Annotated in this window: 18 protein-coding genes and 1 tRNA gene; 7 read left to right on the forward strand and 12 right to left on the reverse strand. The window is 40.7% G+C overall.

All coding sequences use genetic code 11. From position 1 onward, the window contains the following. Positions 1-309: 309 nt before the first annotated feature. Positions 310-525 (reverse strand): 50S ribosomal protein L31, encoded by a 216-nt coding sequence (rpmE, locus tag J3U67_RS03660; RefSeq protein ID WP_100090964.1) that lies wholly within the window; start codon positions 523-525, stop codon positions 310-312. 265 nt (positions 526-790) lie between these two features. Continuing rightward, positions 791-2,200, reverse strand: a complete 1,410-nt coding sequence (gene cysS, locus J3U67_RS03665) for a cysteine--tRNA ligase (RefSeq protein WP_267403863.1) — start codon at positions 2,198-2,200, stop codon at positions 791-793. Between the two features lie 300 nt (positions 2,201-2,500). On the opposite strand from cysS, the gene J3U67_RS09170 reads away from it, so the two are divergent. Further along, complete coding sequence (locus J3U67_RS09170) at positions 2,501-3,196, forward strand: OmpA family protein (RefSeq protein WP_100151878.1); 696 nt, start codon at positions 2,501-2,503, stop codon at positions 3,194-3,196. A 1,216-nt stretch (positions 3,197-4,412) separates the two neighbouring features. Here the strand turns inward: J3U67_RS09170 and yidC are convergent. From yidC to rpmH, 4 genes are read right to left on the reverse strand one after another with little or no spacing between them, the layout of a single operon-like run. Beyond that, complete coding sequence (yidC, locus tag J3U67_RS03675) at positions 4,413-6,068, reverse strand: membrane protein insertase YidC (RefSeq protein ID WP_267403865.1); 1,656 nt, start codon at positions 6,066-6,068, stop codon at positions 4,413-4,415. Positions 6,069-6,089: 21 nt separating this feature from the next. Then, positions 6,090-6,299, reverse strand: coding sequence for a membrane protein insertion efficiency factor YidD (gene yidD, locus J3U67_RS03680; RefSeq protein ID WP_267391578.1), 210 nt, complete (start codon positions 6,297-6,299; stop codon positions 6,090-6,092). Further along, complete coding sequence (gene rnpA / locus J3U67_RS03685) at positions 6,296-6,655, reverse strand: ribonuclease P protein component (protein WP_267403867.1); 360 nt, start codon at positions 6,653-6,655, stop codon at positions 6,296-6,298. The genes yidD and rnpA overlap by 4 nt, the downstream gene beginning before the upstream one ends. Before the next feature lie 8 nt (positions 6,656-6,663). Beyond that, positions 6,664-6,798, reverse strand: a complete 135-nt coding sequence (gene rpmH, locus J3U67_RS03690) for a 50S ribosomal protein L34 (RefSeq protein ID WP_004283944.1) — start codon at positions 6,796-6,798, stop codon at positions 6,664-6,666. 222 nt (positions 6,799-7,020) lie between these two features. Here rpmH and dnaA point away from each other — a divergent pair, with 222 nt between their 5' ends. From dnaA to J3U67_RS03715, 5 genes are all read left to right on the forward strand, one after another. Next, positions 7,021-8,649: a chromosomal replication initiator protein DnaA gene (dnaA, locus tag J3U67_RS03695; protein ID WP_267403869.1), complete on the forward strand. Its 1,629-nt coding sequence runs from the start codon at positions 7,021-7,023 to the stop codon at positions 8,647-8,649. Positions 8,650-8,664: 15 nt separating this feature from the next. Next, positions 8,665-9,768 (forward strand): DNA polymerase III subunit beta, encoded by a 1,104-nt coding sequence (gene dnaN, locus J3U67_RS03700; protein ID WP_100140729.1) that lies wholly within the window; start codon positions 8,665-8,667, stop codon positions 9,766-9,768. Between the two features lie 309 nt (positions 9,769-10,077). Continuing rightward, positions 10,078-12,468 carry a DNA topoisomerase (ATP-hydrolyzing) subunit B gene (gene gyrB, locus J3U67_RS03705; protein ID WP_267403871.1) on the forward strand — a complete coding sequence of 797 codons (2,391 nt, stop codon included), beginning with the start codon at positions 10,078-10,080 and terminating at the stop codon, positions 12,466-12,468. A 642-nt stretch (positions 12,469-13,110) separates the two neighbouring features. Further along, positions 13,111-13,836, forward strand: a complete 726-nt coding sequence (locus J3U67_RS03710) for a hypothetical protein (RefSeq protein WP_267391573.1) — start codon at positions 13,111-13,113, stop codon at positions 13,834-13,836. After that, on the forward strand, positions 13,830-16,115 hold the full coding sequence (locus J3U67_RS03715) for a DEAD/DEAH box helicase (RefSeq protein WP_267403872.1): 2,286 nt from the start codon (positions 13,830-13,832) through the stop codon (positions 16,113-16,115). Before J3U67_RS03710 ends, J3U67_RS03715 begins: the two co-directional genes overlap by 7 nt. A gap of 459 nt (positions 16,116-16,574) precedes the next feature. On the opposite strand, the gene J3U67_RS03720 is transcribed toward J3U67_RS03715, so the two are convergent. From J3U67_RS03720 to J3U67_RS03735, 4 genes are all read right to left on the reverse strand, one after another. Further along, complete coding sequence (locus J3U67_RS03720) at positions 16,575-17,549, reverse strand: hypothetical protein (RefSeq protein ID WP_267403873.1); 975 nt, start codon at positions 17,547-17,549, stop codon at positions 16,575-16,577. A gap of 316 nt (positions 17,550-17,865) precedes the next feature. Next, positions 17,866-19,086, reverse strand: a complete 1,221-nt coding sequence (locus J3U67_RS03725) for an RtcB family protein (protein WP_267403874.1) — start codon at positions 19,084-19,086, stop codon at positions 17,866-17,868. Between the two features lie 58 nt (positions 19,087-19,144). Then, positions 19,145-20,722 carry a slipin family protein gene (locus J3U67_RS03730; protein ID WP_267391569.1) on the reverse strand — a complete coding sequence of 526 codons (1,578 nt, stop codon included), beginning with the start codon at positions 20,720-20,722 and terminating at the stop codon, positions 19,145-19,147. 276 nt (positions 20,723-20,998) lie between these two features. Continuing rightward, positions 20,999-21,070: transfer RNA gene (locus tag J3U67_RS03735), tRNA-Leu, on the reverse strand. A 321-nt stretch (positions 21,071-21,391) separates the two neighbouring features. On the opposite strand from J3U67_RS03735, the gene rtcR reads away from it, so the two are divergent. Beyond that, positions 21,392-23,005 (forward strand): RNA repair transcriptional activator RtcR, encoded by a 1,614-nt coding sequence (rtcR, locus tag J3U67_RS03740; RefSeq protein ID WP_267403875.1) that lies wholly within the window; start codon positions 21,392-21,394, stop codon positions 23,003-23,005. 130 nt (positions 23,006-23,135) lie between these two features. Here rtcR and galU read toward each other — a convergent pair whose 3' ends face one another. Beyond that, entirely contained in the window at positions 23,136-24,002 is an 867-nt protein-coding gene (gene galU, locus J3U67_RS03745; RefSeq protein WP_100151929.1) for a UTP--glucose-1-phosphate uridylyltransferase GalU, read from the reverse strand. Between the two features lie 11 nt (positions 24,003-24,013). Then, positions 24,014-26,434 carry an NAD-dependent DNA ligase LigA gene (gene ligA, locus J3U67_RS03750; RefSeq protein ID WP_267403876.1) on the reverse strand — a complete coding sequence of 807 codons (2,421 nt, stop codon included), beginning with the start codon at positions 26,432-26,434 and terminating at the stop codon, positions 24,014-24,016. Positions 26,435-26,461: the final 27 nt, after the last annotated feature.

A 26,461-nucleotide genomic window follows, 5' to 3' on the forward strand; every position in this document is an offset into this window, starting at 1 on the left:
ACATTTGATTCCTTTGCTCAAACGCAGTAACTATGAACATTTAGCCTCTTAACTGCAATACAATAGCCAGTAGTTAGGTTGCCTTAATTAAAAAATCCTCAGAAATTTCATATTTCTGAAGTTTTTTGCGTAAATAAAACGGATATAGAATAGATAGATTTGATTTTTTTGATCGTATGAGTAAAGTGAGTAAAGAAATTTGAAAAAAAATTTTGATAATATCCCATCGGATAAAAGGCAAATTAATTTACTATTAAAAAAGACTGCCATAATGGCAGTCTTTTTGGGTGCAATATCTTGCAAACAAGATTAACGTTTGAACATATTGCCGTATTTCTGATTGAATTTGTCCACGCGACCAGTAGAGTCAACGATTTTCTGTTTACCGGTATAAAACGGGTGACAAGCAGAGCATACTTCAATATTGAAAGTATCTTTTTCCATTGCGGATTTAGTTACAAAAGTATTACCGCAGGAGCAAGTCACAGTTACGTCGTGATAATTAGGTTGAATGCTGTTATTCATAGTATCGTCCTTAGTTAAGCGGGCACAGGGGATGTGCCTGTACCTCTTGAAACGGATGTCTCGAATCGGGCGATTATACTCGCATGAGTAAGATTTTCAAGTAAATCAGTACACAGATCAGCCATATTACTCAGATGTTCTGTGAAAAAGATGCAGTGTATTACCAGATTCAAAACATACTGTACATTAAAAGTATAATACTGCTGTCAAGTCCCTGATTCAGAATAGATCCATCGCCTCTTAAATATCTGTTTTGTATAAAAAATCAGGCACGGCGCCAGCTTGTACCATTAGCACCATCTTCCAACACAATGCCGGCAGCCGTTAGCTCATCGCGAATACGGTCTGATTCTGCCCAGTTGCGTTCTGCACGCGCCTGCTGTCGTGCAGCAATCATCGCTTCAATAGTGGCATTATCTAGACCTTGTACGCCTTCACCCACCTCATTCTGCAAAAACGCCTCCGGATCACGCTGTAACAAACCCAGCAGACCACCCAGCCCTTTTAAGCAACCTGCTAATTGCGCATCGTGAGTTTTATTAATTTCATTAGCCAGTTCGAATAGAACGGCAACAGCTTCCACTGTAGCAAAATCATCATTCATAGCAGCATAGAACCGGCGTGTATAATCATTTAAATCCGCATTAACTTCAACATTTGTTGCAGGTGTATTTTTCAGTGCTGTATACAATCGAGTCAAACTGCCTCTGGCATCATCAAGATGGGCGTCAGAATAATTTAAAGGACTACGATAATGGGCACGTAAAATAAAAAAACGCACCACCTCTGCATCGTATTTTTGCAACACTTCGCGGATAGTGAAGAAATTTCCAAGGGATTTAGACATTTTTTCATTATCCACACGAATAAACCCATTATGTAGCCAATATTTTACATGGCTAGCAAAGTGATTTTTTTCCGTGCAACAACCTTGTTTTTCTGCACCGCAGCTCTGAGCAATCTCATTTTCATGGTGAGGAAACTGCAAATCAGCTCCACCGCCGTGGATATCAAAATTATCACCCAACAAAGCTTTGCTCATAGCCGAGCACTCAATATGCCAGCCCGGCCGACCACGTCCCCACGGGCTGTCCCACGCCGGTTCATGGGGTTTGGCCGCTTTCCACAACACAAAATCCAAGGGATCACGCTTGTAGCCATCCACATCCACTCGTTCACCTGCGCGCAAATCATCCAAACTCTTACCGCTCAGCTGGCCATAGTCAGGAAACTCACGTACCGCATAGAATACATCACCATTCTCAGCCAAATAAGCTTTACCATTTGCCATAATCTCCTCAATCATGGCAATCATCTGTCCAATATACTGTGTGGCTCTCGGCTCATGGTTTGGTGGCAGCACACCTAAAGCAGCCGCATCCTCATGCATAGCCTGAATATAATAATCAGTCAGCTCAGAAATACTGATGCCGCGCTCATTTGCCCGATTAATAATCTTATCGTCTATATCAGTAATATTACGCACATAATCAAGCTCATAGCCCAGCTCACGTATCCAGCGTGCCACCATATCAAACACAATCATCACCCGTGCATGCCCCAGATGGCAATAATCATAAACGGTCATGCCACACACATACATACGCACCTGTGGTGGATTAATCGGTGTAAATTTCTGTTTGTTTCTAGTTAAGGTGTTATACAAGCTGAGCATGTCTGGTTCCAAAGTGACTGATAGTAGCCCTGAATACAGGCAATTTAATTGAATGAGGCTAAACTGGCCGTTTTCAAGGGCGAACGAGCCTCAAACACGTTAAATAAGACTAAATTGTAATATAGCGCAGTAAACTTGTCGCTTAAACCAGCATTGCTACAAAATAAATTACAGATATGCAAACCGGACAGAATATTTTCAGTTTGCGCACCTCCTCCCTCCCTCACTTGCTTTTCTGCTATAGATAGCATAAAACATACATGTGAAAACCATAATCAAATTTTAAGAGAAGGAGTAAGTATGACCATCATGAAACCATTGGCTGCACTCGCTGCCGCCACTACCTTAGCCCTGACTGGCTGTGTTACCGATCCTAGTACCGGCCAAACCCATGCCAGCAAAACCGCTGTTTACGGCCTAAGTGGAGCTGCCGTGTGCGGAATCGTTGGTGCAATTACCCACAATAGCCGAGGTGCACGTAATGCTGCTCTGGGCTGTGGTGCTATCGGTGCTGGCATCGGCGCTTATATGGATTACCAAGAAAAACTATTGCGTCAAAAACTGGCTAATACAAATGTTGAAGTACAGCGTGAAGGTGACCAAATAAAACTCACCATGCCAGAAAACATCACATTTGCAACTAATAGCTCTGAATTAAGCAGCGCCGCCACATCTTCCCTATCTTCTGTAGCTGAGATTCTGGCTAAATATGTGGATACCAATATCACCATCGCTGGTTATACCGACAGCACCGGTAATGACAATATCAATAGGCCATTATCACAACGTCGCGCTGAGTCTGTTTCCACATTCCTGAGCGCCCGTGGCGTCGCCAGCAATCGTATTAGCGCAGTAGGCTACGGTTCTGCCAATCCAATTGCCAGCAATGCCACAGTGGAAGGCCGTGCCAAAAATCGCCGTGTAGAAATTCGTGTTAACCCTGTTCAACAAACAGCTACCACTACTACACAACAAACCACTACCTACGTACAGTAACGACTAAAAGGCGTGATAGACACTATATCGTTTCATTCAGTCTGTCACGCCTTAAATTTACAAATTTTTCAAAATGATATTCATTTACAATATTAAATGTGTTAATATTTAATAACATTTATTAACTATTGAAATGAATAATTATGCAAAATACAACAAAAAATAACACTTTCAACTCTTCTTCAGGCAACCTTGCGCCAGTCATGTCTATTGGGGACTGGCTCATAATGTTTATCGTGTTTTGCATACCCATTGTCAATCTGATCATGGTTTTAGTCTGGGCTTTTAGTGGCAACGGCAATCCTAACCGCTCTAATTTTTGCAAAGCATACCTGATAGTCGTGGCAATAACGATAATACTATATATAATTGCCCTAGCCATTTTCGGTAGCATTATCGCTAATTCAGCACATCAGTTTTAAGGCTTAAAGCAATGATGATTAAGTTTGATAACTTAATCACAATTAAGCCAAGCTATCCATCATCTAATCCGTAATAAAATATGCGCAATAATCACCAAGCACTTCAGACAGAAGTGCTTGTTTTAAAATAAAATATGATAGTATTAATAATAATACTAACGTAAAAAAGAGATATTAAAAATAAAAAATTCATAGCTCAATTTGGAGGAGTTAATCCAGCCAAAAGCAAATTTGAGCAGATATAACGACCATCATTGCAATACTAAAGTCGGATAGACTTACTAAATTCCGACAATCTTAATTTACTGTAATTACCCGAACAAGTTACTATTCATACCAATCTCATTTTTCTCCTAAAAGAAAAAAACATAAATATGCAAATTGATTATTGATAAATAAAAATCTGAATACAAAAAACATTTATCGCGATTCTCAAGCCAAAAAACCGATAACGGTCAGTGATGCATTCCATTAAAAATTAAATTTAATTCCCTACCATAAGTATTTTTGTTTATTTTTTATCATCTAGAAATCAGGTACCTGCTTTACATTTAATACACATCAGCTTATAAAAAAAGTAAGCATATTTTCTACATAAACTAATTTCTGAAAATACCTGAACGAATATCATAAATGTGCACCAATGCTTACAGTAGAAAATATAAGAGCAGCTTCAAACTATTTATATAGACAAACACATTAATGATTAACTCTTACACCAGCGATAAGTATCTGAAGCACTTAGCAAATAAAAAGCACTTCAAACTGAAGTGCTTTTTACTAACAAGCTATACTTATACATCCAATGAGCGATGCAGTTTCGCCTGCCGTTCAATACGTTTATTAATAAACCATTGTTGTGCTAGCGTCAAAATATTGTTCGTCAGCCAGTACAGTACCAGACCGGCAGGGAAAAAGAAGAACATCACAGAAAACGCTACCGGCATGATTTTCATCATTTTAGCCTGCATCGGATCCGTAGGAGGCGGATTCATAAAGGTTTGCAGATACATGGTCAGTGCCATCAATACCGGCAAAATGTAATAAGGATCCTGACGTCCCAAATCGGTAATCCAGCCAATCCATGGAGCACCACGCAATTCTACCGAAGCAAAGAGTGCCCAATACAAACCGATGAAAACCGGTATCTGCAACAGCATAGGCAGGCAGCCGCCAACAGGATTGATTTTTTCCTTTTTGTACAACGACATCATTTCTTGCTGCATACGCATGCGGTCATCGCCATACTGGTCTTTCAATGCCTGCAAGCGAGGTGCTACAGCACGCATCTTAGCCATGGACTTATATGAAGCATGAGTAAGCGGGAAAAGAATAGCTTTTACTGTAAGCGTCAGCAGAATAATTGCCCAGCCCCAGTTCTGTACCAGTCCATGCCACCAGTTTAACAGCCAAAATAACGGTGAAGAAAACAGCGATACCTTGCCATAATCTTTAATCATCTGCAGATGATCAGCTACCTTAGTAATCACTGAATAAATCTGCGGACCAGAATATAAAGAAATGCCGAAGCTAGCACTGGAATTAGCGGGAATATCTTTTACTGGTACACGCACGCCTGCCGAATATAAGCCATCACTACGTTTGCGAATATCAATTTTGCAATCATCATTGCTGCCACAAACACTGCTGCCCTCTTTCGGCTGCAGAATCCACGTAGTCATAAAGTAGTGCTGGGTCATACCAATCCAGCCGGTATTGGTTTTACGCTGATAGTCTGCTCGGTCACGACCGGAAGCATAATCGCTGTCCAGATCTTTAAAAGCCACTTTTTCAAATTTACCATTGGGCGTATACAGCACCGGACCAGTATAGGTGTGATCAAAATAGCCAGTACCTTCCGGCTCCTTGTCATCACGCAAAACCCGATAGGCCACATCCATTTGCAGCGGCTGTGCATTGTGATTGGCAATTTCATAGCGAAGGCCAATCAAATAACTACCTTTAGTAAAGGTATAAATCTTACTTACCTGCACACCGTTCTGTTCTGCTGCTGTCAAACGCACATCCAGCTTGTCGCCATTAAGTGTGTATTGTTTTTGCGGCGCAGTAAAAATCAGATTTTTAAACTGATAATCACCCTGACGGTTTAATAATACCGACTGGGCAATGTACTGATGGCCATCCGCACCATTATCCAGCAGCACAAATGGCTTACTGGCATCACTGGTAGCTTTGTATTTAGTCAGTATAAGCTGGCGCAAATCGCCAGTTTTTTCATCAATAACCGCCTTAACAGTATCCGTAGTGACCGTAACTGGCTCAGTTTTACTTAATGCACCCTCAGCTCCCACGCCAGTGGAAACTGCATTGCTCGTAGATGATGTTTGTTGTGCCGCTGGCTGATTTTCGGGTTGTGGGTATAATTTTTCCCAACCCAGCAAAATGGCCATGGTCAGCACAAAAAATATCAGTAATCGTTTAAAATCCATAGTGTATTCCGTGTGTATTCGCTAAGGAAGTGGGTCATGACCGCAACCACCCCAAGGATGACAGCGGCAAATGCGCTTGATTGCCAGCCAGCCACCCTTGAATACCCCGTATTTTTGCAGAGCGAGTACTGCATATTGCGAACAGGTCGGGCTATAGCGGCAACGGGGCGGTAAAAGCGGGCTGATGGCATACTGGTAAAACCGAATCAGACCCAGCAATAAATATTTCATTGCGACTTTGCTTTACACCCGTCAGCTGCCACAAGCAACTGTTGTAAAGTCTTGATTACACCAGCATAATCCGCATGCCGGAAGGGCTGGCGTACACGAATGATTATATCTGCCGGCGGCAATTCATGCCGGTGCAGGCGAAACCATTCTCTTAATACACGTTTCATATAATTGCGCCGATTGGCTCGTTTGGCCACTTTTTTGGCCACTACCAAACCCAGACGCGGAAAACCAAGTGTATTGCGTGCATGAAACACCTGAATCCAAGCACGGCTTTTCTGGCAACGTAACGCAAAAACGGATGAAAAATCATCCGTTTTTAAAAGGCGATATTTTTTGCCAAAATGATAATCCATTCTTGTGCTTACACAGCCAAACGTTTACGACCCTTGGCACGACGGGCAGCCAGTACAGCACGTCCACCGCGTGTTTTGCTGCGAACCAGAAAGCCATGAGTGCGTTTGCGACGGGTAACGGATGGTTGATAAGTACGTTTCATAATTTATTCCCGAATTAACTTTAAATAAAACGTAGCATTACACAACAAGAACAGCACTTTGTCAATCAATATAATCTACAGGAAACCCAGACTGCAAACGGGTTAACACAGAGTGCAAATCGTGGTCATAAAGTTCTTTATTGCGTATAATTAGCATAATAGGCGATACCTGTTTCCATTACTTAAGCCAAGTCCCATTGGCAGACAAAATAAGCTTCACGCATGACCCTAACAGAATTTTGGCCGCAGTGCCTGTTACAACTTAAACAAAACCTACCGCCCCAGCAATACCAAATGTGGATTGCTCCCCTAACCGTAGGTGAAGAAAATGGCAATTGGGTAATATTCGCGCGCAATACCTTTGCATTCAACCATATACGTGAGCGTTTCTGGCCAGCTGTGGAAAACGCCCGTCTGGCCATACTCCCACACGGACAAACTCCTTTAATCCTCAAAATTGGTCAGGGGCAATCTTTACAAGCAGCTACACAGGCTCAGGCAATTACCAATACCATTAATTCTTCTGTGAAAGCTGAAAGCAGCACTCCGGTTCAGGTGGAGACTGAAAACCTTAATAAACATGAACCCTTAAACACAACCCCTGCACCTGAAGAAGCCAAACCGCGTTCAACAACTAAACGCACTGAATCCGCTCAGGACATTATTGCCAAAAGGCTAAAAAATAATCAGTCTAAAAGTGATAGAAATACGGCTGAAAGCAGTGAAGTCAACCCTAGCAAACCAAGCAAAGTAGATAAAAAAGAAACAACTACACCTACAACTGAGTCTGATAATGTACTGCCAAACAGTAAAAAATCACGCTATACCGACACCAATCTCAATCCTGAACACACCTTCGCTGCACTGGTACAAGGCAAAGGTAACCGGCTAGCTCATGCGGCCGCCCTCTCTATAGCTGAAAACCCAGGCAATAGCATGTACAACCCGTTTTTTGTTTATGGCAGCACTGGTTTGGGTAAGACTCACTTAGTACAGGCCATTGGTAACCAGCTCTTTGCTGCTGATGCCAAAGTCAAAATCCGTTATATACATGCCGATGAATTCATCCGTGGCATCATGAACGCTTTCCATGCTAAATCTTTCGATGCCATGCGTCAGCAATACCAACAGGTGGACTTGCTGATTATGGATGATGTTCAGTTTATTGCTGGTAAAGACCGCACCATGGAAGAGTTTTTTTACGTCTACAACCATTTAATTGACGAAAAAAAACAGGTTATTCTTACATGTGATACCTTGCCTACTCATATTGATGGCATGGACGATCGCTTAAAATCACGCTTTTCATGGGGACTAAGTCTAGAGCTGGAACCACCTGAACTGGAAATGCGTGTTGCCATTCTGCAGAAAAAAGCTGAGCTGGCTCAGGTAAAACTTGAAGACGAAGCTGCGTTCTTTATTGCCAAACATATCCGCAGTAATGTGCGCGAACTAGAAGGCGCATTCAAGCGCGTTGTGGCACAAAGCCGTTTTGCCAGCCGGCCGATTGATGTCGGTTTAGCCACAGAAGCACTACAGGATATTCTGGCCGTCAATCACAAACCAATGACACTGGAACACATCCAAAACACCGTAGCCAAATTCTATGGCATCACCATCAGTGATATGGTAGGCAAAAAACGTACACGTAATCTGGCACGTCCGCGTCAGATGGCCATGACCTTGGCTAAAGAACTCACCCCACTTAGTTTACCCGCTATTGGCAGCGGATTTGGTGGCCGTGACCACACCACAGTCATGCATGCGGTAAAAAGCATCTCCAAACTCCGTAAATCAGATGCCGAGACAACCAAAGCGTACGAAACTTTAATGATGATTTTGCGAGATTAAACCAAGGAAAACAACATGCTGATTCTACAAGCAGAACGTGATAGTTTACTTAAACCTCTGCAAGCCGTAACCGGCATTGTCGAGCGTCGCCATACCTTGCCGATCCTGTCTAACGTATTACTGGAGAACCATCAGGGGCAAATCAAAATTTTAGCCACCGATCTGGAAATTCAGATTGATACCATAGGCCCAAAAAGCGAAGCTGAAGATTTCCGCATTACCACCAATGCTAAAAAACTACAGGATATTCTGCGCGCCCTACCAGCCGGCGCCATGGTTTCACTAGACTGGAACAATAACCGTCTGGTCCTAAAAGCCGGCAAAAGCCGCTTCAATCTACAAACTTTGCCGGCAGAAGACTTTCCACTGATGAGTGTAGGAGAAGACGTAAATGCCAGCTTCTCCCTCCCTCAGGAGACCTTCAGAGAAATGCTGTCACAGGTCCAATACAGCATGGCCATTCAGGATATTCGATATTATCTAAACGGCTTACTGATGCAGACCGAAGGCAATCAGCTGCGTTTAGTAGCCACAGACGGGCACCGCTTGGCCTATGCCGCCTGTAGTCTCGATACTGATTTACCTAAAGCAGAAGTGATTCTGCCCCGCAAAACGGTACTGGAACTATTCAAGTTGCTTACATTCCCTGAGCAACCGATTACTATAGAACTATTGAATAATCAGGTTCGCTTCCGTTGTAACGATACCATCATCGTTTCCAAAGTAGTAGACGGCAAATTCCCAGACTACAACCGCGTGATTCCGCTAGATAATGACAAAATCTTCCTTGCCAATCGTAGCGAATTACTGGGTGCTTTAGAACGTGCTGCTATTCTGGCCAATGAAAAATTTCGCGGTGCGCGTTTACAAATCCAGCCGGGGTTGCTCAGCGTCACCTGTAACAATAATGAACAAGAAGAAGCACGTGAAGAATTGGAAATCGCTTATCAGGGTGACACACTGGAAGTCGGATTCAACATCAATTATCTGATGGATGTATTACGCAATTTACATGCCGATGACTTGCAACTGGCATTCGGCGATGCCAATCGCTCAACGTTATTTACCATCCCCAACAATCCTGATTTTAAATACATAGTCATGCCGATGAGAATATAAATATCTCTTATACAAAGACTTAGCAACTGCCCTGAATCAGAATAAATGATTCCCTCATCCATATCTGATTCAGGGCAGTTTTTTCTTTACATTCAACATGATTATCATTCAATAAAAAATTCGATAAAACATCATCTTAAACATATCAACCGGCTGAAAAAAAACTTAATTTCTGCTATAATAATTATCTAATGAATTATTCGATTCAGCCCTGTAATATGGCAAAATTGAGCATCCTTAATATTCTTTTCTGCCTACAGGCATCATATTAAAAGCATAACCGCTGCCCCAGATTTATAAAGAATTCTTATGACAGATCAACACACTGAAGATTACAGCGCCGACAGTATCAAAGTATTAAAAGGCTTGGATGCCGTTCGCAAGCGTCCCGGCATGTATATTGGTGATACCCAGGATGGTACTGGTTTACACCATATGGTATTCGAAGTTCTGGACAATGCGATTGATGAAGCGCTGGCCGGCTATTGTGATCATATCACCGTAGCAATAAACGCTGATAACTCCATTACCATTGAAGACAATGGCCGCGGCATTCCCACCGACATGCATCCCGAAGAACACCGCTCTGCGGCTGAAGTTATCATGACCATCCTGCATGCCGGCGGTAAATTTGATAACAATAGTTATAAAATTTCTGGTGGTCTGCATGGCGTAGGTGTATCTGTAGTGAATGCCCTATCCGATTGGCTGCGCCTGACTATCTACCGTAATCACAAAGAACATTTTGTAGAGTTTAATCACGGCGACGCCATCGCACCACTATCCGTAGTCGGCGATACCGATAAACAAGGTACGCGCGTACAGTTTCTCGCCAGCACCGAAACATTCGGCAATATTGAATATCACTTTGACATTCTGGCTAAACGTATCCGTGAATTGTCTTTCCTGAATAATGGCGTCAGTATTGAACTTTTTGACAAGCGTGACGGCAAACATGAAAATTTTGCTTTTAGTGGCGGCGTGGCTGGTTTTGTGCAATACATGAACCGCAATAAAACTGCGCTACATAACAAAGTTTTCTACGCCAGCGGCGAAAAAGACGGCATGAGCGTTGAATGCGCCATGCAGTGGAACGATAGCTATCAGGAAAACGTGCAGTGTTTTACTAATAATATTCCTCAGCGTGATGGCGGCTCCCATCTGACTGCTTTACGTCAGGTCATGACCCGTACCATCAACAATTATATCGAAGCCAATGAAGTAGCCAAAAAGGCCAAGGTAGACACCAACGGCGACGATATGCGCGAAGGTCTTACCTGCGTATTGTCCGTGAAACTGCCTGACCCGAAATTCTCATCACAAACCAAAGACAAACTCGTTTCCAGCGAAATTGGACCGGTGGTCAATGAAGTTTTAAGCAAAGGTTTGTCTGAATTTCTGGAAGAAAACCCTACGGAAGCCAAAATCATCACCGGTAAAATCGTAGATGCTGCCCGTGCCCGTGAAGCCGCACGCAAAGCACGTGAAATTACCCGCCGCAAAGGCGTTATGGATGGATTAGGTCTGCCGGGTAAACTGGCCGACTGTCAGGAAAAAGACCCCGCATTGTCTGAGTTGTATCTGGTCGAAGGGGATTCGGCCGGCGGTTCTGCCAAGCAGGGTCGTGACCGCAAATTTCAGGCCATCTTACCGCTCAAAGGTAAAATTCTGAATGTCGAAAAAGCCCGCTTTGAAAAAATGTTGGCTAGTCAGGAAGTGGCCACCCTGATTACTGCACTGGGTGCCGGCATTGGCAAAGAGGAATTCAATCCGGAAAAACTGCGCTACCATCGCATCATCATCATGACCGATGCCGACGTAGACGGTGCCCATATCCGTACCTTACTACTGACTTTCTTTTACCGGCAAATGCCTGAACTGGTAGAACGCGGCTATGTATACATTGCCCAGCCTCCGCTTTACAAAGCCAAGCATGGCAAACAGGAACGCTACCTGAAAGATGAGTTTGAAAAAGACCAGTTCCTGCTAAGTCTTGCTCTGGACAAAGCACGCCTGAATATTGGCGAAACCATCCTTGAAGGAAATGCACTGGCGGAGATTGCCAAACAGTTCATTTTAGCGCAAAGCATGATTATGCGTGAAAGCCGCATTATCGACAGCGCCGTATTAAATGCCCTGCTCTACTGGAATGAAAATCTGGATTTAAGCAATGTAGCCAGTGCAGAAAAGGCCACACAAGCCTTAACTAATCTCATCAATGATGAAAACCTCACACTGGAACGCATTGGTGCCGAAGACGAAGTGCAAATGATTAAAATCACCCGTCAATTGCATGGCAATCAGATGGTGAGCTACCTAGAACAGAAATTTGCCGAAAGCCGCGCTTATCAGATTATCCGCCAGACCGCTGCAACCTTAAGCGGTATTGTGGATGCCCCGATTGAAGTAGTGAAAGGCGAAACAAAAACCGAAGTAATCGGCTTTGCGCAAGCATTGGATTTACTGATGACCACAGCACAAAAAGGGCTATCTATTCAGCGCTATAAAGGGCTGGGCGAAATGAATCCAGAGCAACTATGGGATACAACCATGGATCCAACCGTGCGCCGCCTGCTGAAAGTTAAAATCGAAGATGCGATGGCTGCGGATGATGTATTCGTTACCCTGATGGGCGATGAAGTGGAACCACGGCGGGCTTTTATCGAAAACAATGCGTTGAATGCGCAGGTGGATATTTAAGCAAGTTTTCTTTAATCAAAAGGGATGGCCTAGCCATCCTTTTTTTATTCTTAATTTATACTATAAATTGATACAACCTGATATGTAATGAAGCAAACTAAATTTTTACAACTATATTCTAAGCTAGCCACAGATTGGTTAAAGACAGCATTAGTTATGGCTGCCTGAGCGTATTAATATCCGAGCTGGTCTTGTGGATTTTTCGGTATGGGTTTTATTTTATCTATTAGTTATCAGACAAAGATAACAGAATTTGCTATTTTTATTTTATATTTTCAGGTTCAATTATTGAACATATCCGAAAAGAAAAAAAGTAAATCACGAAAGAAAAGCTGGCAGTTGAAAGAGGTAAAACTACAACAGCTCAGCAAAAAGCAAAAGCGGAAATAGAACGTCGGGAAAAACTTGAACATGCAACAACTGATGCGCATTATTGACTAAAGATGTGCCAATCGAAGAAATTGCCAAAATTATGGATATTCTAATCAAAAATGTTCACAAGCTAATAAATATTGATAATTAAAGAAAAGAATATATACTTTTTATAAATTTTACATACAGAAATATTCAAAACTGTTTGTTTGTTCTGGAAATATATTAAAATATTAAAAACAATGTGAAATGGAGTAGTGAGACTTTTTAATGGAAATTATTAATAATAAAGATGACTCAACACACGGTTGTCGATATACTCAAGTAAAAGTGGATTATTTACCAGATAAAATCAAAATTTGTCTAGTAAATATTGATTCATTGCAAGTAATAGCCAACAAAATTAGCACATTAATTTTAGACCATTCTTGGATAATATCTTTAGATCCTACAGCGCGATTAGCATATGAAGGTACTGTTGAAAAAACATCCAATATACTCAATGATATATGCAATAGAATAATTAAAAACCCTGAAATAGAGAGCGACTTTGGCGAAATAATGGTTTCAATAACAGCTTCTGAATCGTTGAAACATTTATTTAACCATATCTCCTTACCTATTTCTGAATTATGGAAAGAAAAAGCTAGGGGAAATCCTGGATTTGATTTTCATACTGTATGCCAAGAAGATTTAATTCATTTTGGCGAAGCAAAATATTCTTCATTAAAAAATCCTTATGAAGCTGCAATCAATCAAGCAAATGATTTTATAAATAAAGACAAACATCATTATGATATAATTCATCTTGAAAACATAATTCAAAAGAAAGAGCCAATTGAAAATTTAGTTAACAATTATTATAGTATTGTTGCGGCATTTTCAATAAATTCTGATAACCACCAACTAATAATTAAAAACGCAATAAATAAAATTTCTAATTTAGATATATACACTAAAGCTACAAATATTTATTTGATTGGGGTAATATGTTAAGGTCAATTATAGATGATTCAAATCCAGCCCAGAGTATAGAGGATATTATAAAAGAACTACATATTAATGGACCGGTAAGTAGTACAATAATTGAAAAACTTTCTTATTATAAACGATTCCATCAAAATGTTTTCGAAATTTATGAAGAAAAAATTCTTTCGGTTTTGGGATTATTCTATAAAAATAAACATCCCACCAATCTTTATTCTTTTGTTTTAGCTCAAATAGGTGAACTTTATCAAGAACAATATAATAATTATTTAACTCCCGTACAAGCAAGCATACGATATGCTATTAATTCAAAAAAATATATTTCTATTTCAGCCCCTACCAGTGCAGGAAAATCTTTTTCGATTAAACATCATATTTATGAAACAAATGGTGATGTTGTTATTGTCGTTCCTTCGCGTGCATTAATTGCAGAATATATTGAAACGATGAAAAAACACTTTGAAAATGATAAAAGTGTTATGATTTTGCCCTTTGTTGAATATGTATTTAAATCAAGAAACTTAAGAAGAATATTCATATTAACACCAGAACGAGCTAGAGAATTATTTACACAAAAAGAAACACCTAACATAACATTATTTTTTTTTGATGAGGCGCAAATATCAGAAGAAAAAGAAAGAGGCGTTAAGTTTGATGTATTAGTGCGTCGGGTTGAAAAAATATTTCCTTCTGCCAAACTTATATTTGCTCATCCATTTATAGATAATCCAGAAGCACAAATTAAAAAACATTCATTATCAGATGAAGATGCTTTTACCTATTCATATAAGCATAATACAGTAGGAAAAATCTTTATCCAAAAACATAAAAATGGAAGAGATTATTATTTTTCACCCAATATTAAAGATGGTCATCAGTTAAAAAATTGTATCGAGTTTGATGGAAGCTTTAGAGATTTTGCGTTTGATAGAAGTAAAACTATTTTGATATTTGTCAGTAAAAAATCCTTATACAATGGAAAATATTTGGATAATTATTCAGACTATATCAAAAAGCTAACGGAAGTTACTGAGCAAAAAGCTTTAGACATTATTGCTAGGGTTGAAAATTTAATAGGAGCAAATCCATCGCATCAATCTACATTGGTGTATTTATTAAAAAAAGGGGTTGTTATCCATCATGGTTCTGTACCTTTAGAAGTAAGATTTTTGGTAGAAAAGTTTATAAGATTAGGATTTGCAAAAATCTGTTTTGCAACTAGTACGTTAGCCCAAGGCATCAATATGCCTTTTGATATCGTCTGGCTTGATAATTTACGAATGTCTGATACGACAGAAAAGCATCGCGCTTTAGCATTTAAGAATTTAATCGGCAGAAGTGGACGGTTAACTGATAGTCCTAAATTTGATTATGGTTATGTTTATACAGAAAATGCTAAGTTGGTGGCAACTCGTTTAAATACTGATTATCAATTATCAGAAGAATCTATTTTAGAAACTGAAATTAATGTAGATGTTGATAATAAGGAACTTATCGAATCAATTTTAAATGAGAGTTTTAACGATGAATTGAATCTTCCTCAATCAAAAATTGAAAGGTTATCTAATCAAACTACATTAGACATAATAATATTGATTCTAGATCTTATTTATGATAATTCAGAAAATTTAGGTTCAAACTTACTAGGAAAAGAAAACGCTAGAAAGCGTAGCTTAATAAAAGAATCATTTCAAAAAATATTTCAAATATCATTGAATCGTGAACTAAATAAAGCCGAAGATAGAGTTTTTAGTAATGCGATTGCAATTATTTTGCATTTAATGCAGAATCGTTCTTTTAAACAAATTGTAAGTATAAGATATAACAATATATCTAAACGTGGTAAAAACCGTGAAGAGCCTCCAGAATTTTCACAGCCGGCTCATAGACTGCCTTCAAAGAATTTAAAGGAGTTTTCTCTTTTCGAGAATAACATACAAGCTAAAAATATTAGTTATGATACAGTTGTTTTTGATACTTATGATTATTTAGATACGGTGATATCGTATTCGCTTTCTGATGTATTTTGTGGTGCATTTCAAAACTACCACAATATTAATAAAGATGATCGTGCATTAAATATTATAAATTTGTTTAAGTATGGAACATTTAATCCAAAGCATATTTTATTTTTAAGATATGGATTTTCCGCTGAACAAATTGTTACACTGGAAAATTATGTTTCCCACATTACAGAAGATGAAATTATTTTTGATACCCCTAGCCTTGCAGACTGTCCTGAAGATATTCGTAATTTAATAGACTGGTACTTACCTGATTCGATATAGTTATATTAGTAACTATAGGAAGTAAAAATAGTATTACAATTTTAGATTCTTGTTCTAAAGCACTATTCACTTTATTGTTACGCTATTTTCAGTCAAATTAAAAACCACTATAAAGAACACAATATAAAAAGGAGGAATATAGACCCTTACATATAATTGCTGTAATACTTGCTAATGTTGGTGCTTAATTTCGAGCAACTCATTTTACTTGGCCTACACAACATCTAAATTTTTATATAATTAAGCAACTATTTTAAAAGGGCTTTATTTTACATAAAATTCGAACTAATAAAAGATAAAAATTTTGAAACACAATTTATTGATAGCAAAGATATTTTGCTATCAATAAATTGTTGAATTAAACTTAAAATGCTTTAGTAGAAGTATCAAATATATTATGAATAACAATTTAACCGAAATAGCAGAAATTTGTTGGGCAAATTATAACTCTACAAAATTTTATTCATTCATGATTTTTTCAATTTTGTATGAACAATAACTACATAAACCATTTAATTCTTGTTCATCTAAAGTTAAATCTGCATCACAAACATTACAATAATTATATTCCAGTTCCCAGTGACATGCTAGGCATCGCCTCTCAACAAGCGAATAAGAATCATAGCAACACATTGGGCAAAGGTCTGTACTTGATTCCTCATTACCCTTAGCAATTTTATGATAACAGTTTAGAGCATTAGCAATTGATGAGCCTATCATATCTTTATATGTAGACGTTTTACCACAAGCTTTACACCGAAAATCTGAGTTTTCTTTTTTGTGGACATCAATTGCTAGAATTAATTCTGAATAACAATGTAGACATCTTAATTTTTCAATATTATTTTTAACCTCTTTATACTTCCATGAAACTGTTTTCAAATTTTCTAAACACTTCTGCCTTTCTTCATCATAAATTGTTGAAACGTTAAGCATAATTTCCCAGTAATGTTTACCTAATAAATTAACTGGTTCACGTTTAATATAAGGACAAAATTCGGTAAATAGATGAAAAGCCTTTGTAATAACTTCTTTTACATTTATTCCAGTTTGTTGCACATAATAATGCTCAGTATCATTACGTACATCCCCTAACGCTTTTAGATTATCCTTATTAATTGAAATATTTAATTCCTCAAATCGTTCTATTATTTCATGCACATTAACTGTTCTTTTTCCACTTCCTTTAAAAGAAATAAGGCCTGTTTTAGCATTCTGTTGAGGAACAATTTTTGATTTAAGTAATACTTCATTTGAACCATCAGGACTTAGTTGCTGTAATTTATATTTATAGAGAAGTAAAATCCCCGCGTAGATATTTCGTATAGAGGATAACTCTCTACGTGGATCTTTATCTATGTCTTGATAATCTTCTAGGCCAATCTGGATAGATTCAACTGCATTCTTTAATAATGGGTTCTTTAATGTAGACATTATTACTTCTTTCAAAATGATTATTCACAATATTTTTTATTGAGTTACTACTTAATTGGAAAATTTTCTTCTCTGTACAATATTTACTCTCCGAATAATTTTATTTGTGTAGATTTTGCACAAACATAACAAATAAGATAAATATTAAAATGCTGTTATATTTTACTTTATTATCCAATAACTTATTGGAAATAGCAGTTATCGTACAGTTGTGCGTATAAGCAAAACCTTGCTTGCATCAGGCTATCTATTAACAGTATCAAGGTTGGTGATATTCGATATTTTATTGATATCGAGGATTTCTCCTTGATGCGTTTTATCCTTTTACGCACACTACCTGCCGTAATTGATGCACGATTTCCACTAGTTCTTTTTGGGCGGTCATGACGGCATCGATATCTTTGTAAGCCATGGGTATTTCATCGATTACATCTGCGTCTTTACGGCATTCAACGTGGGCGGTGGCTTTGATTTGGTCGTCTATAGTAAATTGCTTTTTTGCATCGGTTCGGCTCATTATTCTTCCTGCTCCATGTGAACAAGAGTAAAAACTTTCTTCATTACCTAATCCCCGCACGATATAGCTTTTGGTGCCCATTGAACCCGGTATGATGCCCAGTTCGCCTTTACGCGCTGATACTGCCCCTTTACGGGTAATAAAAATCTCATCACCAAAATGCTGTTCTTTTTGCACGTAGTTGTGGTGACAGTTAACAGCGGATAGGTGTGTAGTAAATGGTTTGGTGATGATTTTGCGCATTGCGGCGATAACGTTATGCATCATGGCTTCACGGTTTAGCCTCGCAAATTCCTGTGCCCAATGTACGGCCTCAACATAATCTTGAAAATGCTCTGTCCCTTCCTGAAGATAAGCCAGATCTATATCGGGTAAATTTCTGATATGCACTTCCATATCTTTTTTAGCTAATTCGATAAAAAAGTTGCCGATAGCATTGCCTATGCCTCGTGAACCGCTATGCAACATTATCCACACGCTATCGGTTTCATCGAGACAGATTTCGATAAAATGGTTGCCGGTACCCAGTGTACCTAGATGTTTGTGATTCTTGGTTTTTAAGAAGCGTGGATATTTTGCGGTTAATTTTTCAAAACCCGGTAACAGTTGCTGCCAGTATTGATTAACAATTGGTGGTGGATTTTGCCAGCTACCGTTATCTCGTCCACGGTATTTGGTGGTCATGCCATGTGGCACGGCTTTTTCGATAACTTGACGCAAAGGCAATAAATTATCGGGCAAATCAGTTGCGACTAAAGAGGTTTGCACGGCAATCATGCCGCAGCCGATATCTACGCCCACGGCAGCCGGAATAATTGCACCCATGGTTGGGATAACACTTCCGATAGTCGAGCCTTTACCGATATGGACATCGGGCATGACGGCAATATGTTTAAAGATAAATGGTAATTGGGCTGTTTTGATTAGCTGGTTTTTGGCTTCATCTTCGACTAATACGCCTTGTGTCCACATTTTGATTGGTTTTGCATTTTCCGCTTGCAACAAATTATATTGAGTCATTTTTATTCCATGGTTTTATCATGCCATGGTTGATGGCATGATTTTGTGTTTTTGTTTTCTATATTTTTGGTTGGATATTAATTAATCCATGCAATATCTGATCCAGTCCGCCAACTACGGAAATTTTGTTAATGCGTTCGGCGATGCGTTCGAGTGTTTCCATTTCTTTTAAACGCAGGGCCACTGGATTGTTTTCCATTACGCGGGCGGTATTAAGCAGGGAGCGGGTGGCGGAAGTTTCTTCACGCCGGCGAATGACATTGGCCTGTGCCGCTTTTTCTGCTTCCACTACCTGCGAAAGTATGATTTTCATGTCTCCCGGCAGTATGATGTCTTTGACGCCGACACTTACGGTTTCGATGCCATAGCCCGCCATATTTGTTTGCATATGAGCATTTATTACTTCATCGATTACTGTTTTGTTTTCCAGTAATTCATCCAGTGTGCGTGTGCCAATCGCTTCGCGCAGTGCAAATTGCAGTTGTCGGTACAACAAATCCGTCGGCTGTGCAACTTTGGCATAGGCGGTTAATACATCGGTGTAGCACCAGTTGGCCACTAGATTGATACGCAGATTGACTTTGTCGCGGGTGAGTATTTCCTGACCGGATATTTCTTTGGTCTGCAAGCGTGTATCGACGATGTCAACGCTGATTTCACGGTTGAAACGCCAGTAGGCGGTGATACCCGCATCCAGCAGTTTTTCCACTTTGCCATTTACTTTCAGTACTCCAAGGTGATAGGCCGGTACTTGGGCAATCAGTACGCTGCTGTCTCCCTGCACTTCTTTATGGCGCAATTTGGGCTGTAATAGCTGCTGCACCATTTGTTCAGACAATTGATAGCCATCGCTTAGTTCTATGGTCTGCATGTGTTGCTTGCAGTTATTCTGCCAATATAGGCGTTTGGTACCCGGTGGCAGGATTTCTACCAATAAATCATCTTCAAATCGTAAGCCGGCCTGATTGGCGCCCACCTGCATCTGCACGCAAAATTGTGCCATTTGTGCTGGTGCGTTCTGCTCTATCGATGCTGCCAGTACGTCGTTAATGTGGCTATCCTGTAATTTGAATTTGCCCAGTATCAGTTTATGTTTAAATTCACACATGCCGAATACGGATTTGGGCGGAATAATCTGCACAAATTGGTTATCCACAAACAGGGTACCAATCTGTTCGTCAGTAAAATAATGCAGGGTTAGAGTGTTTAAGCCTTTTATTACTTTACCGGTATTTTTAGCCTCAATAAGCTCTAGGGCTATTTCATCCGGCAAGCGGTAACCTTGTTGCAAAGTCACTTTTTTTAGTAATTGTGGTTTATAACTCTGCCAGTACACTGTTTTGGTAGTGGGCATTATTATTTCTACCAGTTTGTCTTCTTCATAGCGCAGGACTATTTCATCCGCTGCTAGGCTGACGTGATGGCAATATTTTTCTACCAGTTGTGGATAAAAATTGATGAGTTTGTTGGCGGTGTCCGGCTCGATTTGTATATCAGCCAAATCTACCTGTGTAAAGGTTAGTACGGAAAAGGGATTCCAAAAAAAATGACGGCCTGCGGTGATGATGTTATCAATCTCTCCGCGTTTTCTGACTATGGCCAGTTCACCCTTTTTTACATTTATGATGGTCAACATTTTAATTCTCCTGTTGAGGCAGCCAGCAAACAGGATGAACACATTCAAACGGATTAATTAACGAAATAACAGGGGAAAGATTAAGCTGCATAAGCTAGAAACTGCCTGTTTATGCTTTTTTAATTTTTTGCCTGCTATCCGGTTTTTTTATCCGGATAAATCATCTTAAGCTGATTTTGTCCGGTTAATCGGTTTTTCCTGTGCCTAAGCTTTAACTACTAGCTTATTGCTGTTTACTGGCTGGTATTGCTTTTTACAACAAAGTTTTATGACAAGGATTTGAAACAGGAATCGAACCTGCTACAAATTGGATCTGGTCCAATTACTCTACCACTGAGCTATTCAAATATTCTCCGTTGTGAGGAGTTGTCTGTTCTACGCAGAAATACATGTTGATAATGTAATTGAGCTGGTTTGTACCTGTTCTGGCTACATTCGCTATGCACCTGACTGCCCTATCAGACAGTCTGTATGACAGACACCATTCTTATTGCAATTTCTGTACCAAGTGGAAATTTTTTTGAAATAAAATTTATAAGTAATTATTTTTAATATTTAAATAAATATCTTTTAAGTTTTTATGCTCATTTTTATCGTATAAAATACATTCTTTTTTTTATATTTTTATATATAATTTTATGTATATTTATAAATGATAAGAAAGATGAGATGAATAAGAGAAACGTTGTTTTTGGCTTTTTGGGTAATGTTCTAGACCAGCGCGGCAAGGGGAGAAAACGCTGGGAGCGTTGGCGGCCAACGGTTGATGTCTGCAATCATCCAGAATTGCCGGTTTCACGCCTTGAGCTGTTGTATATAGCCTGTGATAAGAGATTACTGACTGAAATTGTGCAGGATATTCACACAATTGCGCCGCAAACTCAGGTAAATCCGGTAGAGGTACAGATACGCGACCCGTGGGATTTTGAAGAGGTGTATACCTGTTTATTGGATTTAGCCAAAAGTTATCAGTTTGATGCTGAAGCGGAGAATTATTTTTTAAACATCACTACGGGTACGCATGTGATGCAGATTTGCTGGTTTTTGTTGGCTGAATCACGCTTTTATCCGGCTAGATTGTTGCAATCTTCCCCTCCTGAAAAAAATACAGCCAAGGCGGAAAATGTGTTGCCTGTAGCTGAAGAACACCAGCATCTGTGCAGTAGAGGGCAAATTAATATTATTGATTTGAATCTACACCGCTACGACCAGATTCTGACTCGTTTCCAGCAGTATGCCAGTCAGGCGACTGAGTTACTTAAATCTGGTATTGCCACGCGAAATCAACATTACAATCAATTAATTACTGAAATAGAACAGGTAGCCAGCCGCTCACATGCACCTATTCTGCTGTGTGGCCCTACTGGTGCGGGTAAATCATTTCTGGCTAAGCAAATTTACCAGCTTAAGCTGAATCAACATCAGTTAAGCGGGCAGTTTGTGGAAATTAATTGTGCTACGCTGAGCGGCGATAATGCGATGTCTACTTTGTTCGGTCACAGCAAAGGGGCGTATACGGGTGCCATTACGGCCAGAAGCGGCTTACTGAAACAGGCGGATAATGGTTTGCTGTTTCTGGATGAAATTGGCGAACTGGGGCTGGATGAGCAGGCTATTCTGCTGAAAGCGATTGAGGAAAAACAATTTTATCCGCTCGGTTCGGATAAGCTGGTATCCAGTCAGTTTCAGTTGATTGCCGGTACCAATAGAGATTTAAAGCAGGCTATTGCGGAAGGTAAGTTTAGAGAAGATTTGTACGCGCGCATTAATTTATGGAGCTATCAATTGCCCAGTCTGGCGGAACGCAAGGAAGATATAGAGCCAAATATTGATTTTGAGCTGGCGCGCTTTGCACAGGAATATGGCACCATGCCGCGCTTTAATCAGCAATCTAGAAGCCGTTATGTGAATTTTGCCACGTCGGCTACTGCTATGTGGACAGGCAATTTCCGCGAGCTTACTGCGTCCATTACCCGCATGGCGACGTTAGCCACCCAAGGAAATATTACTTTGGTACAGGTTGAAGATGAAATCCAGCGTTTACAGCAGCACTGGCAGCAACGCACAACTAACGATGCGCTGATTCCGGCTAAATTAGATGAATTTGACCGCTATCAATTAGAAAAAGTGCTGGAAGTATGCCGCAAAAGCCGAACTTTATCTGAAGCGGGCCGCTATCTGTTTGCGGTGTCACGAGCGCAGAAACAGCGTGCCAATGATGCTGACAGACTGAAAAAATATCTGGCTAAATATGATATAAGTTGGGAACAAATAAAAAACTGATCTTGTTAAAACCTTTTAGCTACCGGAATTTAGAAATAGATATTTACTCTAACTGGTGTCTGAATTAAATAACGTGATTATCATAACCGGCCTGGGAGCAAAACCTGATACAGGCCGGCTATTGAAATAATTAACAAACCATTTGTTGCAATAGCTTCCGGAAGTCTTCCCCAACTAAAGGATGTTTCAAACCATAAGCTACGGTAGCCTCAAGATAACCAAGCTTATCACCGCAATCATAGCGGGTGCCGCTGAATGCATACGCAATCATCTTCTGCTCAGTTAGCAGGCGGGCAATTGCGTCCGTAAGCTGAATTTCACCTTCAGCACCACGCGGTAGATTTGTCAGAAAATCAAATACCCGTGCAGACAAAATATAGCGCCCTACTACACCTAGATGTGAAGGTGCATCATCAGGATGTGGTTTTTCGACGATGCTCTGGATATAATCATCCGTATCTTCACGGGCGATTTCCACGATGCCATATGCACCTGTCTGCTGCGGGTCAATATTTTCCACGCCCAGTACATTACAGCCAGTACGATAATAAACCTCCATCATCTGGCTTAATGCTCCCGGCTGGGCATCTATCAGGTCATCAGCCAGAACTACGGCAAAATTCTCTTTACCGATAGCCGCACGGCTGCATAATACAGCGTGTCCCAGCCCCAGTGCTGAAGGCTGCCGGATATACAGACAGGTAACATTGGGTGGCAAAATATCCTGCACAAAATCTAGTAGTTTATTTTGGTTACGATATGCCAGCTCGGTTTCTAACTCATACGCTTTGTCGAAATGGTCTTCAATACAACGTTTATTACGGCCGGTAATAAAAACCAGCTCGGTACAGCCGGCTGCCACTGCTTCTTCAACTGCATACTGAATCAGTGGTTTATCTACAATCGGTAGCATTTCTTTAGGGCTGGCTTTAGTAGCCGGTAAAAAGCGGGTACCCATCCCCGCCACCGGAAATACACATTTACGAATTGGTTGTATTTTCATCAGTTCTATTCTTTTATTCCCAACATGGTCATCAATGCGCTTTGATCTAATATGGTAACACCAAGTGCTTCCGCTTTGGCCAGCTTACTGCCCGCATCTGCTCCAGCCACTACAAAATCGGTTTTCTTTGACACACTGCCACTTACTTTTCCGCCACATTCTTCAATATGCTGCTGTGCCACATCGCGCGACCAGCTAGGTAAAGTACCAGTAAGCACAAAGGTTTTACCGGCTATGGCTTCATTGGCTGCTGATGTAATTTGTTCCGGCTGAACGGCAAGCAACTGCTCACATAAAGTTATGGTTTGTTTTAATAATTCATGATTTTGTGGTTCAGCACACCACAGCTGCCAGCTTTCGGGTAAAGCTTTATCGGTAAAAAGCTTAGCCCAGTCCATACCGGCCAGTTGCCATAATTTTTGTGCTCTCGACTCAGTCAGATTTGCTCCTGGTAAACGCGCGAGTATACGCTCAGGAATAAAATAATCTTGCAGTGGCAAACGACGGGTTTCCGGCTGAGGTTGCACACCAGCAGCAAGCAATTCCTTTAACTGGCTGGTTTGATCTTTCTGACTGAAAAAATAAGCCACAGAATGTGCTACTACACTGCCTATATCTGGCAAACAGGCCAATAAAGGCTCGGTAGCCTGTGTTAGTGTAGTCAGATCACCAAAAGCCTGTGCCAATTGTTTGGCTGTACGTTCGCCCACATGAAAAATACCTAAAGCATAGATAAGATTAGCAAGCGGGCGCTGACGGCTAGCCTGAATGCCTGCGAGAATATTTTCAGCCCATTTGGAAGGCTGCTGCTTGGCCGCTTTACCGGTTGTAGATAAGGCAAGCTCATCTGCCGCAGACTCTTCACTATTGGCCGCTTCCTGTTTAGCCTGCTGCTTCATCGCCAGTAAATCATCTAGTTGCAGATGATAGACATCAGCAAAATGGTGAACGCGTTTCTGAGCTACCAGCAATTCAATTTGGCGCTCGCCCAGATTTTCGATATCCATGGCACGGCGTGATGCAAAGTGAATCAGCGCCTGTACCCGCTGTGCCTGACACAGCATGCCGCCACTACAGCGCGCTACTGCTTCGCCCTCTTCGCGCACAATTTCATGACCACAAACTGGACAATGCTCCGGCATACGAAATGGCGGATACTTTGGTACTGCTTCTGCAGGTGTGATTAAATCGGTTTGTTGTTCCACCATCGGCCGCTGTGCCAGCACCACCGATACAATTTCCGGTATTACATCACCGGCACGGCGCACTATTACGGTATCACCCTCGCGCACATCTTTGCGCTGAGCCTCACCTTCATTATGTAATGTAGCATTTGTCACGGTCACACCGCCAACAAATACCGGCGTCAATCGCGCCACCGGTGTTACCGCACCGGTTCTTCCCACCTGCACATCAATGGCTTCTACCGTAGTCAACATTTCCTCAGCTGGAAATTTTTGCGCAATAGCAAAGCGCGGCGCGCGTGCCACATAGCCCAGTTTGTCCTGCTGTGCCAGATTATCAACTTTAATCACCACACCATCGATACCAAATGGTAAATCAGCACGCACCTGATAAATATGTTCATAAAAGGCAAGTATTTTTTCGATATTGGCGTGGTAACATAAAGTATCTTGCGGCGGAATGGTTAAGCCCAACCGAGCCATTAAAGCTAATTCTTCACTGTGACTTGCTACGGCAAAGCGTTCATCCAGTTGTGCCACACCATAAGCATAGAAATGCAGGCGTCGTTGCGCGGTAATTTTTGGGTCAAGCTGGCGCAAACTGCCGGCGGCGGCATTACGCGGATTGGCGAAAGTTTTCAGATTTTCTGCCTGCTGGTGCGCATTGAGCCGCTCAAAATCGGCTTTCAGCATCAGCACCTCACCCCGCACTTCGAGCACACTGGGTACATCGTTTTCTTGCAGGCGCAAAGGAATATTGATAATGGTGCGTACGTTTTCGGTTACGTCTTCGCCCGTATAGCCATCGCCACGAGTAGAAGCCTGTATCAATAAGCCGTCCCGATAAAGTAGACTGATGGCCAGACCATCAAATTTCGGTTCCACAATATAATCAGGCTCAGCACCCAGACCATCACGCACACGCTTATCAAAAGCATACATTTCGCTGTGGTCAAACTTATTATTATCGTCCAGCGGTGAAAATGCGTTATTCAGCGATAACATTGGAATCTGATGCACCACTGCAGTAAATTTTTGCTGCGCCTGCCCACCCACACGTCTGCTTGGGCTGTCTGGTTGGCGCCATTGCGGATACTGTTCTTCCCATGCTTGTAACTGTCGAAACAGCCGGTCATATTCAGCATCTGGGACAGTAGGCGCATCCAAATCATAGTACTCATGGGCATAGCGATTAAGCAGTGCAGTTAAATCAATTATTTGCTGTTCGCTTACTGAATCCATAGCAGTCTTTCCTTAAAGCAGCTAAAA

Source organism: Snodgrassella sp. B3837, assembly GCF_026535955.1.
In the GTDB taxonomy this organism is placed as follows: Bacteria; Pseudomonadota; Gammaproteobacteria; order Burkholderiales; family Neisseriaceae; genus Snodgrassella; species Snodgrassella alvi_E.

Excerpts from the sequence above, each read along its gene's own strand:
- J3U67_RS03715 (WP_267403872.1), top strand. The coding sequence starts at position 13,830 with ATGTTAAGGTCAATTATAGATGATTCAAATCCAGCCCAGAGTATAGAG.
- dnaA (WP_267403869.1), top strand. The coding sequence starts at position 7,021 with ATGACCCTAACAGAATTTTGGCCGCAGTGCCTGTTACAACTTAAACAA.
- dnaN (WP_100140729.1), top strand. The coding sequence starts at position 8,665 with ATGCTGATTCTACAAGCAGAACGTGATAGTTTACTTAAACCTCTGCAA.
- rpmH (WP_004283944.1), bottom strand. The coding sequence starts at position 6,798 with ATGAAACGTACTTATCAACCATCCGTTACCCGTCGCAAACGCACTCAT.
- ligA (WP_267403876.1), bottom strand. The coding sequence starts at position 26,434 with ATGGATTCAGTAAGCGAACAGCAAATAATTGATTTAACTGCACTGCTT.
- yidD (WP_267391578.1), bottom strand. The coding sequence starts at position 6,299 with ATGAAATATTTATTGCTGGGTCTGATTCGGTTTTACCAGTATGCCATC.
- yidC (WP_267403865.1), bottom strand. The coding sequence starts at position 6,068 with ATGGATTTTAAACGATTACTGATATTTTTTGTGCTGACCATGGCCATT.
- J3U67_RS03710 (WP_267391573.1), top strand. The coding sequence starts at position 13,111 with ATGGAAATTATTAATAATAAAGATGACTCAACACACGGTTGTCGATAT.
- J3U67_RS09170 (WP_100151878.1), top strand. The coding sequence starts at position 2,501 with ATGACCATCATGAAACCATTGGCTGCACTCGCTGCCGCCACTACCTTA.
- rpmE (WP_100090964.1), bottom strand. The coding sequence starts at position 525 with ATGAATAACAGCATTCAACCTAATTATCACGACGTAACTGTGACTTGC.
- cysS (WP_267403863.1), bottom strand. The coding sequence starts at position 2,200 with ATGCTCAGCTTGTATAACACCTTAACTAGAAACAAACAGAAATTTACA.
- J3U67_RS03725 (WP_267403874.1), bottom strand. The coding sequence starts at position 19,086 with ATGACTCAATATAATTTGTTGCAAGCGGAAAATGCAAAACCAATCAAA.
- gyrB (WP_267403871.1), top strand. The coding sequence starts at position 10,078 with ATGACAGATCAACACACTGAAGATTACAGCGCCGACAGTATCAAAGTA.
- rtcR (WP_267403875.1), top strand. The coding sequence starts at position 21,392 with ATGAATAAGAGAAACGTTGTTTTTGGCTTTTTGGGTAATGTTCTAGAC.
- J3U67_RS03720 (WP_267403873.1), bottom strand. The coding sequence starts at position 17,549 with ATGTCTACATTAAAGAACCCATTATTAAAGAATGCAGTTGAATCTATC.
- rnpA (WP_267403867.1), bottom strand. The coding sequence starts at position 6,655 with ATGGATTATCATTTTGGCAAAAAATATCGCCTTTTAAAAACGGATGAT.
- J3U67_RS03730 (WP_267391569.1), bottom strand. The coding sequence starts at position 20,722 with ATGTTGACCATCATAAATGTAAAAAAGGGTGAACTGGCCATAGTCAGA.